Origin of the sequence: Flammeovirga pectinis (assembly GCF_003970675.1) — a bacterium.
Lineage (GTDB): Bacteria > Bacteroidota > Bacteroidia > Cytophagales > Flammeovirgaceae > Flammeovirga > Flammeovirga pectinis.
This window is the reverse complement of the sequence record NZ_CP034562.1, coordinates 2,372,248-2,385,029: the sequence shown is the minus strand read 5'-3', so window position 1 is coordinate 2,385,029 and position 12,782 is coordinate 2,372,248. Positions and strand designations below refer to the sequence as shown.

Sequence of the window (12,782 nt, the reverse complement as noted above, 5' to 3'; positions counted from 1 at the left end):
TATGAATCCCTATTGCATAGTTCCATAATTAGGTGATGGATTATAGTCATTAGGAGGGATAATCAGTAAATCGTAATTATCTATTTCTTCTTTGATATCTCGATATTGTTTTATTCCGATTAAGGAAATTTTTCCATTTTGAATATCTTTAGAAATTGAATTTAGGTCAATAATTGTCCATTGATCTTTTTGACCAAACTGAGTAAATAAATGAAGGTATTTCATATACTCGGTATTATTATCAGAGTAAGCTGGTTTAAAATGAATATTGATACTTTTTGTGCCATTTAATAATGCAAGTTCTTCAGTTAAGGCTCCTATGTCATAATTACCCAAAGAAATAGCTTTTTTACCAGCATGTAATCCCCCAATTTTGATAAAATATTTTGAATTTGGTTTCCGAACTTCATTTGTAGAGTATTGTTTTAAAAAGTACTCTCTAATAAGCATTACACGATCTTTATGAGATCTACGGTAATTAGTATAAATATCCCAACTTATGGTTAAATCATTTAAAATTTGAAATGCGACAGTATCCTTTTCGGTGAAAAAATTAGAAAACTTATTAAAGTTTTTATTTGATTTTATCTCTTCAAAAATTTTAATTTTTTTATTTTGATCTTTAATGTATAAAGTTATAATATCTTGTTTTGCTTTATACCAGGTTTCTTGTATTTTTTCAAAGTCAGGTCTATAATTAACTTGAGAAACAATTTCATCTCCTAGAAATAAAACAGCCGTATAATATTCCTGATCACACCCCCATATTTTGAAGTTGTTTTTCGCTAAATCTTCTAAAAATAAAGCATCCTCCTTATTATCTAAAAATGGAATAACAATGTCATCTACTTTTTTGAAATAATTTTTTGTGTAGAAGTTGTATAAATCTTTAGTGAGATTTTCACTGTCTTTAGTGATATCTCTAATTTTTTTTGCTGAATTAGGTCCAATTTCAAAAACAGCGACATCAAATGTATTTTCTTTTAGAACAGGAATAAGTGTTTTTGTGAATTTGGAAATTTGAGAAGAACCATGATATTCACCTAAAATTAAAAATTGAGCTAACGAAATTTTATATTCGAGTAATTTAGCTCCTTCACCATAAAATTTGTTTTTCTGAATATTGAAATGAAAAGTATGTTTTGATATATACTCTTTATTTAGGGTAGTATATCTATTTTCATCTTCTTGAGAGAAAGCATCCTTTGTTGAAAAAAGAGCCAACGTAATGAATAATAAAATGGTTAGTTGCATTGGTTTATTAGTTTTTTGAATTAGATTTTGAAAGGAAATCCACAAAGATCGCACCAATAATAAACGATCGTGACAACAAAGAACTTATAAAATTACTTCAAAATAATACCCAATATCATCCCCTAACTATTTCTCATTTAGAAACAAATTGCGATATTTGCGTCGTCTATACCCTAGGGTATATTCTAAATAGAAAATAATTAGACAATTTCATTCAATAATCAATGGGATTTAAGGAATACAAAGGACTCGATCTAGTAGCAGCGAATAAAGAAATTCGTGAGTATTGGGTAGAGAACAATATCTTCGACAAGTCGGTCTCTACGAGATCAGGAAATCCATCTTTCGTGTTTTATGAAGGGCCTCCTTCTGCAAACGGTGCACCTGGTATTCACCACGTGATGGGCCGCGCAGTAAAGGATCTTTTCAATAGATATAAAACATTAAAAGGATTTGAAGTAAAGCGTAAAGCAGGTTGGGATACTCACGGTTTACCGGTAGAGTTGAAAGTAGAGAAAGAGCTTGGCATTACTAAAGAAGATATTGGTAAGAAAATTTCTGTTGATGATTACAATGCTGCATGCCGTAAAACCGTAATGGAATTTAAGGAGCAGTGGGATGAATTGACAAGACAAATGGGATATTGGGTAGATTTAGATACACCTTATATCACTTTTGAGAAAAATTACATGGAATCCGTTTGGTATCTTTTAAAAGAGTTATACAAAAAGGATTTAATATATAAAGGATATACTATCCAACCATTTTCTCCAGCAGCAGGTACTGGGCTAAGTTCTCACGAATTAAACCAACCGGGTGCATATAGAGATGTAACGGATACAACAATTACAGCTCAGTTTAAAGTAGTAAAAGACGATAACTCTTCTGCTTTATTTTCTGATGTACATGGCGATTTATTTTTCTTAGCGTGGACAACTACTCCTTGGACGTTATCATCCAATGCTGCTTTAGCAGTAGGTAACAACATTGATTATGTTAAAGTGCAAACGTACAATGCTTATACGCATGAGCCTGTTACTGTAATTTTAGCAAAAAATCGTTTAAATGCTTATATAAACAAAAAGCAATTAGACGCTGATTTTGATGCTTACGAAGCTGGTGCCAAACTTATTCCTGCTCGTGTTGTAGGAGAGGTGAAAGGTAAAGATTTAGTAGGTGCTAAATATGAGCAGTTATTACCCTATGTTACTCCAGAAGGAAAAGCTTTTGAAGTAATACCTGGTGATTTTGTTACTACTGAAGATGGTACAGGTATTGTGCATATTGCTCCAACTTTTGGTGCAGATGACCAGAGAGTAGCCAATCTTGCAGGAATTGCTCCTGTTGTAGTTTTTGATGAAAAAGGTGAGCCACTTCCACTTGTGGATAAAACTGGTCGTTTTGTAAAAGAAATGGGTGAGTTTGGTGAGCAATTCATTAAAGCAGAATACGAAGATGATGCAGTAACTGCAGACAAGTCTTACAAATCTATGGATGTTCGTCTTGCAATTAAATTGAAGACAGAAAATAGAGCATTCTTAGTCGCTAAATATGTCCATAGTTATCCGCATTGTTGGAGAACAGATAAGCCAGTATTGTACTACCCGTTAGACTCTTGGTTTATTCGTACTACAGCGGTTAAAGATCGTTTAGTAGAATTAAACAAAACAATTAACTGGAAGCCAAAAGCAACTGGTGAAGGACGTTTTGGAAATTGGTTAGAGAACTTAGTAGACTGGAACCTTTCTCGTTCTCGTTATTGGGGTACTCCATTACCAATTTGGAGAACAGAAGATGGTACAGAAGAAATCTGTATTGGATCTGTTGCAGAATTAGGAGAAGAGGTAAAGAAAGCTGTGAAAGCAGGTGTAATGCCAAGAGATCCTAAATACATCACAAAAGACGATGAGTTAACCGAAGCGTTTGACTTGCACCGTCCGTATGTTGATGATATCATTTTAGTATCTAAAAATGGTGTTCCAATGAAACGTGAGTTAGACCTAATCGACGTTTGGTTCGATTCTGGTGCTATGCCTTACGCTCAATGGCATTATCCATTCGAGAATAAAGATATCTTTAAGGGTTCTTTCCCTGCAGATTTTATTGCTGAAGGTGTTGACCAAACACGTGGTTGGTTCTTTACTTTGCATGCAATTGCAGGTATGACTCAAGATAGCATTGCTTATAAAAATGTTGTTTCTAATGGTTTAGTATTAGATTCAAAAGGAGCAAAAATGTCTAAACGAGTAGGTAACGTAATTAATCCATTCGAAACAATGGACGAACACGGTGCAGATGCTACACGTTGGTACATGATATCAAATGCTAACCCTTGGGATAACCTTAAATTTGATATAGAAGGCGTAAAGGAGACAAGACGTAAGTTCTTTGGTACACTTTACAATACTTATTCATTCTTCTCATTGTATGCTAACTTGGATAATTTCACTTATTCAGAAGCAGAAATTCCAATGGAAGAACGCCAAGAATCTGATCGTTGGATCTTATCTCGTCTAAATACTTTAATTAAAGAAGTAGATGAGGCTTTAAACGAATACGAGCCAACTAAGGCAGCAAGAGCTATCCAAGCATTCACATTGGAAGACATGTCGAACTGGTACGTACGTTTAAACCGTAAGCGTTTCTGGAAAGGAGAATACGCAACAGATAAGATCTCTGCATATCAAACACTGTATACATGTTTAGAAACAATTTCTCAGTTAATGTCGCCAATCGCACCATTCTTCTCTGATAGATTGTTCCAAGACTTAAATGCAGCAACAAATAAAAATACTGCTGAGTCAGTTCACTTATCTTCTTTCCCAGAAGTAAAAGAAGAGTTGATTGATATCGATTTAGAAGAGAAAATGCATTTGGCACAAGTAATTTCGTCACTAACGCATTCTATCCGTAAAAAAGATAGATTGAAAGTACGTCAGCCTTTGCAGAGAATCTTAATTCCTGATGTAAATGCAAAAGTAACTGCCCAAATTAAAGCAGTCCAAGATGTAATTGCAGCAGAAGTAAACATTAAAGAAATAGAATTCTTAACAGAAGAAAATGAAGGAATGTTTATGAAACACATCAAACCAAATTTTGCTACTTTAGGTAGGAAATATGGGAAATTGATGAAAGGAATTTCTGCTCAGATTAATCAAATGTCTCAAGACGATATCAAAGCTATTGAAACAAATAAAGGAACAACTTTAGATGTAGATGGTAATGAGGTTGTTTTAGGAATAGAAGATGTATTGATTACTTCTGATGATATCCCTGGTTGGTCTATGGCGAAAGATCAAGGTGTTACAGTAGCACTTGATATTACGCTAACAGAGGAGCTTAAAAAAGAAGGTATTGCTCGTGATATTGTAAATAGAGTACAAAATATCCGTAAGGAATTAGGACTTGAAGTACAAGATAAAATTAATATTGTTGCCGAAAAAGGTAATGATTTAGTAAATGCAGCATTAGCTACTTTTGGTTCTTATATCTGTGATGAGACGCAAGCTTTATCTTTAACTGTAGAGAGTACTGTTGCAAATGCAATTGTTGTTGATCTTGATGGTGTTGAGGTAAAACTTAGTGTAAGTAAATAATCTACTTTTTAAGTAGTGATAAATAAAAAACGGACAGTGCGAAAGTACTGTCCGTTTTTCTTTTTTAAGCTACATTTTAATTATGTCGCTTATCTATTTTTTTGAAATTACTTTAGTAATTCACTCGTTAAATTAGTTCTATAAGGAAGGTCTATCATAGAACCATGACCTCCGTTAGGAATTTCGATTACAGTAGCATTTTTACTAGTTAAGAAATCTACTTCATTTTTTGTTAAACGTCCTACAGGTTCATCTTTTTGGCCATAAGCATAAATTACATTACTTAGATCTTTATCTTTTAAAAGAGTAGTATATCTATTTTTACCAAAACCAGCTTGTAGTCGCATTCTCGCATACGTTTCATTTTTCTCTGTTTCAGATACACCTTGTGAGAAATTCTGAGATGTTAATGTTACTCCATCTTTAAAATAATAACCGCGTCTTTCGTTAAATTCTTGCCATAATTTATCAGGGAAGTCAAGACGACCAGCCATTATTAAATATCTTTTTGCAATATTTTTATGCTTAGCAATTAATGCAGGAATCAATATTGCTCCAAATGAATGACCTACAATGTAGACTTCTTTCCCTTCACTTTTAAAATGTTCTGCTACTTTTTGAAGTATCTCTACAGAAACAGCATTCTCTCTAATTGCTTGCTCAACTGTTAAGTTTAATTTCGCACCAATTACATCAGGGTTCAAGGTGTTAGATTGATGAACATAGACTTCATGATAATTTGATAATTGTAAATCATCGAAATAACCTGTGTCTAACTCTTTATCTGGCCCTCCATTGGAATAAAGAATTACTTTATTTGAAGATAAATTACCTTTTTCTTTAAATAATTGAGTGACGTCAGAAGGTAGTTGTGTAACCTCATGGCTTACAGATATTTCTTCATCTTTTTTACATGAAGAGATAAATAATAACAAACTCAATAAACTGATGAGAGATAAATGTCTTATTTTCATACTATTAATTGTTAGTGTTTTGATTTACTCTAAAGACAGCTAACTTATAATTGAAGACATTTTGTTAAGACTTATTATTTATCTGATTTAATTCGTCAAAGGTAATTCCGTAAGGTACTCCGTTGCTTGTGTATCCAATAACCATTGCATAATTTTCGTCTTCACTAAATTCAGAAAAGGCATTTAATTCATTTTCCGTATCTTTTTTTGATAGTTTATTTAGCTTGTTTCTCTCTATAGCATTGACAAGTTGTTTTTCGTACTCCCTCGATATTTCAACCCCAATCATTCTTAATTCTTTTATCGCAGTTATTTTATCTACAGCATATTTATTTGCATACCCTTTGATAAGGTTTTTTCCTGGATAAATTTTCATCCAAATTTTTGCAGATTTAAGTCTATCGTTTCGTTTAAGAGTCTTTTTCATTAAGTTATTTATCTATTTCTAATGTAATTATTGTACCATCTGGATCAACCCAGTTGATAGTCCAAAGATTAATAGTTTTGATTATTGACTGTGGAATATCAATTTCAAAATTCTCCAAATAGTCTTTATTTATAGCTTGTTTTGCTTTAAGGTTAATCACTTTTTCTTCTTGATTTATAGTCGCATTTACTTCATAAATTAGCTGAGCAGAATTTACATTAGAATTATGTACCTCAATCCTTAATTTATTATTCTGAATTCTAAGTATTGGTTTTTTACTTATTTCGGCATAGAAAACTCCTTGCTCACCAATGGTACAAGCAGATAATACCGATGGAAGTATAACAATGAAAAAAAGTTTATAGGTTCTATAAAGTAGGTGTTTTATAGGTATCATATATTTAATTATGTATGTAGAGTGTTACTGTTTAAGAAAGAAGTTTCCCCATTTTAATAACCTAAGTTAATAAATTGAGGAAACTTCATACTAAGTAATTTATTTTCGATATTATAATTAATAATACGTTTTGCTTTTTTGCACGTTATTTCTTTAGAAGTTAGGTAAATTTTTCAACATTTCACCTGTCTTTAAATAATGATTCATAGCTTTTTCCCAAGAGTCCATCATGATATCATATTCTTCTTTTGTAAATTCTTTCAAAACATTATTACCTTTTTTACTTAGAGCAGTTTTACTATAAGTTAGTACAGCTTTCGTTTTGTTTTCTGTAATAGGAGAAACCTGTATTTCTAATTTTGTTACTTGAACTCCTGCTTCATGATAATACATCTTTACATGTCCAGTCTCAGTATTATACTCTGTTACAATCCAAACAACTTCATTTTCATCATGGTACGTTATGAAAATGCAGTCTTCTTCAACTACCCCAGAATTACTATAAACCGTTTTAGGATTCCACTTTTCAACCCACTCTAATTCACGGACAGGGCAATAAAGAGGTAAAATGTCTTCAATTGATCCATTTATTGTTTGTTCGTAAGTATGTGATATTCTGGTAGGCTTTTCAATTTTCATTGTGTTTTTCTTTAAATTATTATGATTGTTTTTAGTACTGCTATGTAATAGGTGGGAAGAAGTCAGTGTTAAAACTACGATACTAAATTGTGTTACAAGAAATGTTTTTTTACGCATAATTTTGTTTTTTATTTTCATTACTATGATGCAAATTTAAAAAGTAGCTAAGAGCTTCTCATGTACATTTGTTGAGAAAAAAATTTGTGGATGATTAATTTAAATAATAGGTTAATATTTGTTTATCAAGTACTTAGCTGTATTCTTGTTTTCGATTATTAGAATTAACTCAAAGTGTAAATTGGTTATTCATCATTAAACTATTTATGTGTTGTATATAAATAGCTTTTAGGAAAAGGAAGAAATTAGCTCTATCAGTTCAATTTAATTTAGTGTTTAAAATATACAATTATCTATGGTGTTCATTCAATACTTTTGTAATACTTAAACAGTTTATAGTTAGAAGAAATAATAAAAAAATAAAATCATGAACAATAACAATCTAGAATCATTCAACCTGCCTTTTAATACGAATACCTTATTCTTATTTTCAACATCTGGTAGTCAGTCATCTTTAGAAAAACACAATAAAGCACTTCAGTCATTATCTGCAAATTTGAGTTATTTTACATTCCCACATAAAATTAGTGCAAAAGAATACGCTAATTTATTAAAGTCACCAATAACTAGAGGAGGCGCTGTAACAGGGCAAGGGTTGAAATCAGAAATAATACCATTCCTTGACGAAATAGAAGTATTGGCAAAAAATACAGGAGCCGTAAATACGGTAGTAAATAGAAATGGAAAACTCTACGGTTTTAATACAGATGCATTTGGTTTTGAAACTGCAGTCAGAAAACATATTGGGGAATCTGGTTTGGAAATAAAAAGTGCAGTTATTTATGGAAATGGAGGTGTATCGGGAGTGGCTTCATATGTGTTGAAAAATATGGGAATTAACGTAACGATGAGAGGTAGGAATCAGGGTAGAGTTAATAAAAAGATGGAAGAGCTTAGGTTAAAAGATTTTTCAGGTCCCTTTGATTTGGTAGTAAATGCAACACCAATGTCATCCTATCAATTAAGTGAAGTTACTGGGTTTCTTGAAATACTTGAAGGTTCTAAAATGGTTTTTGACCATAATATGCCTGAAAAAGATAATAAAATAAATTACCTAGAACAATATTGTCTTAAAACCGACACGTATTTTATTCCAGGAAAAGATATGTATATACCTCAAATGATTAAGCAATGGAGACTTTTTATAAATGGTGCATTAGATACCTCGGGTAATAAACTAGAAGTTTCAGAAAATGACATAAAAAAACACTGGAATGTATAGAAACTTATATAAAGTGAAGTTGATACTATTTTATTGGTAGAGTAGGTAAAGAGTCAAAATTAAATTGAAAAACATGGAATCTTTAAATCCTTGTGAGTTACTAAAAGGAGAGAATTTTTTTAAACTCAAAGCAAATGCAGGCACAGATTTTATATGTAAATATGAAGAATATGTAAAGGATAGTGCTACATTTTACCATCAGTTTAAAGAGGGGGATTTTACTATTAAAGGGAAAGTAACAACCTTAGGTTCTGCTCCTTTCGATGCGGCATTTTTAATGGTGCGTCAGAATGGTCGAAAATGGATGAAAATTGCTGTAGAATTAGGTGTTGATAAGAAATATAATGTTGTTTCTGTTATTACAAATAACTGGTCTGATGATGCGAATGGAGAAATATTAGAAGGAAATAATTGTTGGTTAAGGATAACCAGGAAAAATAATTTCTTCGGATTGCATTATTCTATTGATGGAATAAAATGGAGGTTTGTTAGGGCATTTGGAATGGAAATGGACAAATCAGTGTCAATTGGATTTGGTATACAATCACCAAAAGGAGATAACTGTATTGGAATTATTGAAGAATTGAAAGTGTCGGATATTCCAGTTGATAACTTTAGAAACGGGAGTTGAAATAAATAAATTGAATAGATTATAATTCGGGCTTAGATTAACTTGAAAGAACAAATTACCATACATCAATTTATAAGAATGTTACAACCAACATCTTTGTATCAGTTAGGTAAGTAATAGTAATTAATTTCATGAGTAGATACTCTATTTATGATGAAAAACATAACCCCGAAATCTATTACATTCAATTTCTGTTTGTTTTAAAAAACTTATAAAGTCCAAGTGAAAACTTGGACTTTTTTTATTACCATAGGTCAATTTTTATGTATATGAAATTCCTCATTTTTGAATTATGAAAAATGAAATAGAAATGATAAATAACATGAAAACGATTGTGCTTTTTGGAGCAACAGGAGCTACAGGTCAAATTTTACTTCAAAAACTTATTAATGACGATCAAATTAAAAAGGTAATAACTTTTACTAGAAAAAAGCTTGATGATAATGATAAAATAGATCAAAATATATTAACAGATTTTTCTCAATTAAAGACTATAAATGTAGAAGCTGATAGTGTTGTTACTTGTTTAGGTACTACTTTGAAAAAAGCAGGATCTATAGAGGCTTTTGAAGAAATTGATAGAGACCTTATCTTTCAAATTGCAGAATGGACGAAAAAGAATCAGATAAAAGAGTTTCATACTATAAGTTCTGTTGGTGCTGATGCAGAAGCGTCTAATTATTATTTGAGGGTAAAAGGAGAGATGCAAGAGTTGGTTAAAAGTGTAGGAATTGAGAGTACAGTTTTTTATCAACCCTCAATTCTTAAAGCAGGAAATAGAGAAGAATTTAGATTAAAGGAATCGGCAAGTCAATTGTTTTTTCAATTGATATCAAACTTGTCTCCTAAATTCGAAAAATATGCACCAGTTGATGTTAATGAGATGTCAACTTTTATTCATCAAAATTTATTTAATAATAATCATGGTATTACTTTTTATTCTTCTTCAGAAATTAATAGCGTATCTTTTTTAAGTCAGAGCGAGTATTTTAGTAAAGAAAAATCAACTTCATTTTCATTGTTTTTATTTGGAGGAGTTAATACTGTACTTCAAAGTGCTATTTACTCATTATCTTCCTCTGTTTTTATTAAAGGAATAAGTCTCCCTATTTTGACAGCCTCTGCTTTAGCTTGTATAGTTGGAGGTGTTATTTTACTTCAAATACCCCAACATATTAAGTCTTTACAAAAGGAACTTGAATTAGGCGTACCATTAATAGAAGCATTAAGAGTGAGTAAAGTGATAAAAACTTTTAATAAATTGCTTACCACAGAACTTCTTACTTTAGTAGGTGGAGCTATTTTGGGGTTTGGTTTTAGTAATCAATTTTTACAAGGAATTGGGTTAGGTGCAATTTTATCTGCATTTATTCTACTCTTAATTGATACCAATTTAATAGCGAATGCAAAAAAAATATAATAATTGGTTTTTAACAGAAGCATATAAATGATCACAACAGTTGCAGGATATTGGTTAATTTTAGGGACCCTTTTTGGGCTTTGTATTTGGAAAGTTTATTTAGGTGCAATTTTATGTAGTGTGGTGGGTTTTTCTTTTTTAGAGATGCTTGTTTATACAAATGTACCAGTATTACTATCTGTAGTTGTTACTTATTTCCTTGGCCAAAAGATTGTGCTATTGTTTAAAAATAATAAGCGAAAAGGTTTTGATAAGCGGTTAAAAAAAGTAGTTGTCTTATGGAATAAATATGGGTTTTTATCTGCTGCTATTTTAGCACCAGTGCTTTTAGGAATACCTGTTTTTATAGCAATTGGTGTACGTTTAAAAGAACCTTTTTCAAAACTGTTCTTTTCAGTACTTACAACGTCCATTTTATGGACTTCTTTACTCTATACATTTACTGATTATTTAAATTTGACTACTTATTTTGATGTAACTAAATATTTATAAAAGGAGTGTAAACAAACTAATCTTTGTTAAAGTAATCTATAAAGATGAGTATCATTTTGTTAAATTATTTACTTTTGGTGAAGAATTTAACAATTTCATTTTTAGTTATGAAAAAACTCCTTTTAATACTATCGTTTCTAAATATTTCTCTCTTGTCTTTAGCAAATCAAGGAACTCCCTTATCTAAAGAAGATGCAACAGAACAATTGCAACAAATAATGATGACTAGTGAAGTTAATTCTGGAAGTCTTGTTGAGTTGAGATACTATGTAGAAAATGGGAATGTAAATTTTGATGATTACATCTATATAGCTCAATTACTCCAGGAATACCCTGTTTATACTGCCGCTCTATTAGAATCTGCACGTCAAATATCATTTTCTAGACGAGATACTCCAGTTTATAAAGAATTAATAGATCTACCATTTTTAGATTTGGCTTCAAAATATTCTTCAGATATAAAGAAATTATTAGTTGATGCCTTAAGATGCAAGAATGCTGAAGATGATGCAAAATTACAATTACGTATTGATGCGTTACTTGCTAAGTGCCATTACAAATCTATGGATGAATTTAAAGCAGCACAGAAGTAAGTAGAATCAAGTATATTGCTTTTGATTTTACCTACTAGATAGGCTTTTGTATCAAACAGTAAGAAGATGTGTATGGATTTTGGTCGGCTCAAAGATATTTCTAAGGTAGATTTTTCGCTTCCCGGAGAAGATCAATATTCTAAATTGATGTTTAGAAATCATCCTAATTTTGTGAATTCTTTTACATTTAGGTTAGGGGCTCCTGCATGGTCTTGTGCCGATTGGAAAGGGAAAATATATCCAGATAAAGCACAAGCACCCACTTTTCTACATTATTACGCCCAACATTTTGATACCATAGAACTCAATTCTACACATTATGGTATCCCTAAAGAAAATACACTTATTAAGTGGAGGTCTACTGTAGGTGATAATTTCAGATTCAGTCCAAAGTTTCTACAATCGGTAAGTCATAGAAAAAGACTGAAAAATAGTAAAGATGATGTTCTAGAATTTACTGATCAGATGTTAGCTTTAGGGGGTAATCTGGGCTATTCTTGGGTACAACTACCTCCAGATTTCACTACAAAAGAAGCAAGTGCTTTATTCCAATTTCTTGATCTATTTCCTAAAAACTACAAGTTAGGGGTAGAGCTACGTCACCCTTCTTGGTTTACAGATGAAGTGATGCTAAATACATTATCAGAAATTCTTACGGATAAAGGATATGCCTTAGTGATTACAGATGTTGCAGGGAGAAGAGATGTACTACATATGAGAGTAACAACTCCTGTTTTAATGGTTCGATTTGTAGGAAACGAGTTACATCAAACAGATTTTAAAAGAGTAAATGATTGGCGAGAAAGAATAGCCTCCTTTAAAAGACAAGGCTTACAAGAGGTCTACTTTTTTGGACATCAACCAGAAGATATTCTTTGCCCAGAGTTAGGGAATTATATTGGCAAAGATTTTACGAAACATCAAATTTCTGATTTTAATTACCCAATTATTAGAGAAAAGATAGAACAACAGTCACTTTTTTGATCTAGTTACAAGCATTGACATAGTTTATTTGCTAAT

The 12,782-nt window shown here is 31.4% G+C and carries 12 protein-coding genes; 7 read left to right on the top strand and 5 right to left on the bottom strand.

From position 1 onward, the window contains the following. Window positions 1-9: 9 nt before the first annotated feature. Window positions 10-1,254, bottom strand: coding sequence for a hypothetical protein (locus tag EI427_RS09510; RefSeq protein WP_126613998.1), 1,245 nt, complete (start codon window positions 1,252-1,254; stop codon window positions 10-12). Between the two features lie 224 nt (window positions 1,255-1,478). Between EI427_RS09510 and ileS the strand changes: the two genes are divergently transcribed. After that, window positions 1,479-4,850: an isoleucine--tRNA ligase gene (ileS, locus tag EI427_RS09505; RefSeq protein WP_126613996.1), complete on the top strand. Its 3,372-nt coding sequence runs from the start codon at window positions 1,479-1,481 to the stop codon at window positions 4,848-4,850. Window positions 4,851-4,957: 107 nt separating this feature from the next. On the opposite strand, the gene EI427_RS09500 is transcribed toward ileS, so the two are convergent. The 4 genes from EI427_RS09500 to EI427_RS09485 form a co-directional block, all read right to left on the bottom strand. Next, window positions 4,958-5,824, bottom strand: a complete 867-nt coding sequence (locus EI427_RS09500; protein ID WP_126613994.1) for an alpha/beta hydrolase family protein — start codon at window positions 5,822-5,824, stop codon at window positions 4,958-4,960. Between the two features lie 64 nt (window positions 5,825-5,888). After that, window positions 5,889-6,251: a hypothetical protein gene (locus EI427_RS09495; protein WP_126613992.1), complete on the bottom strand. Its 363-nt coding sequence runs from the start codon at window positions 6,249-6,251 to the stop codon at window positions 5,889-5,891. 4 nt (window positions 6,252-6,255) lie between these two features. Continuing rightward, window positions 6,256-6,648: a hypothetical protein gene (locus EI427_RS09490; protein ID WP_126613990.1), complete on the bottom strand. Its 393-nt coding sequence runs from the start codon at window positions 6,646-6,648 to the stop codon at window positions 6,256-6,258. 153 nt (window positions 6,649-6,801) lie between these two features. Beyond that, window positions 6,802-7,287: a hypothetical protein gene (locus tag EI427_RS09485; protein ID WP_126613988.1), complete on the bottom strand. Its 486-nt coding sequence runs from the start codon at window positions 7,285-7,287 to the stop codon at window positions 6,802-6,804. A gap of 484 nt (window positions 7,288-7,771) precedes the next feature. On the opposite strand from EI427_RS09485, the gene EI427_RS09480 reads away from it, so the two are divergent. From EI427_RS09480 to EI427_RS09455, 6 genes are all read left to right on the top strand, one after another. Continuing rightward, window positions 7,772-8,626 (top strand): shikimate dehydrogenase family protein, encoded by an 855-nt coding sequence (locus tag EI427_RS09480; protein ID WP_126613986.1) that lies wholly within the window; start codon window positions 7,772-7,774, stop codon window positions 8,624-8,626. Window positions 8,627-8,699: 73 nt separating this feature from the next. Continuing rightward, window positions 8,700-9,257, top strand: coding sequence for a DUF1349 domain-containing protein (locus EI427_RS09475; RefSeq protein WP_126613984.1), 558 nt, complete (start codon window positions 8,700-8,702; stop codon window positions 9,255-9,257). Between the two features lie 292 nt (window positions 9,258-9,549). Beyond that, on the top strand, window positions 9,550-10,677 hold the full coding sequence (locus EI427_RS09470; protein WP_126613982.1) for an NAD(P)H-binding protein: 1,128 nt from the start codon (window positions 9,550-9,552) through the stop codon (window positions 10,675-10,677). Window positions 10,678-10,704: 27 nt separating this feature from the next. Further along, a complete protein-coding gene (locus EI427_RS09465; protein WP_126613980.1) occupies window positions 10,705-11,169 on the top strand; it encodes a hypothetical protein in 465 nt (154 codons plus the stop codon). 107 nt (window positions 11,170-11,276) lie between these two features. After that, window positions 11,277-11,762, top strand: a complete 486-nt coding sequence (locus EI427_RS09460) for a hypothetical protein (RefSeq protein WP_126613978.1) — start codon at window positions 11,277-11,279, stop codon at window positions 11,760-11,762. Window positions 11,763-11,828: 66 nt separating this feature from the next. After that, on the top strand, window positions 11,829-12,746 hold the full coding sequence (locus EI427_RS09455) for a DUF72 domain-containing protein (protein ID WP_126613976.1): 918 nt from the start codon (window positions 11,829-11,831) through the stop codon (window positions 12,744-12,746). Window positions 12,747-12,782: the final 36 nt, after the last annotated feature.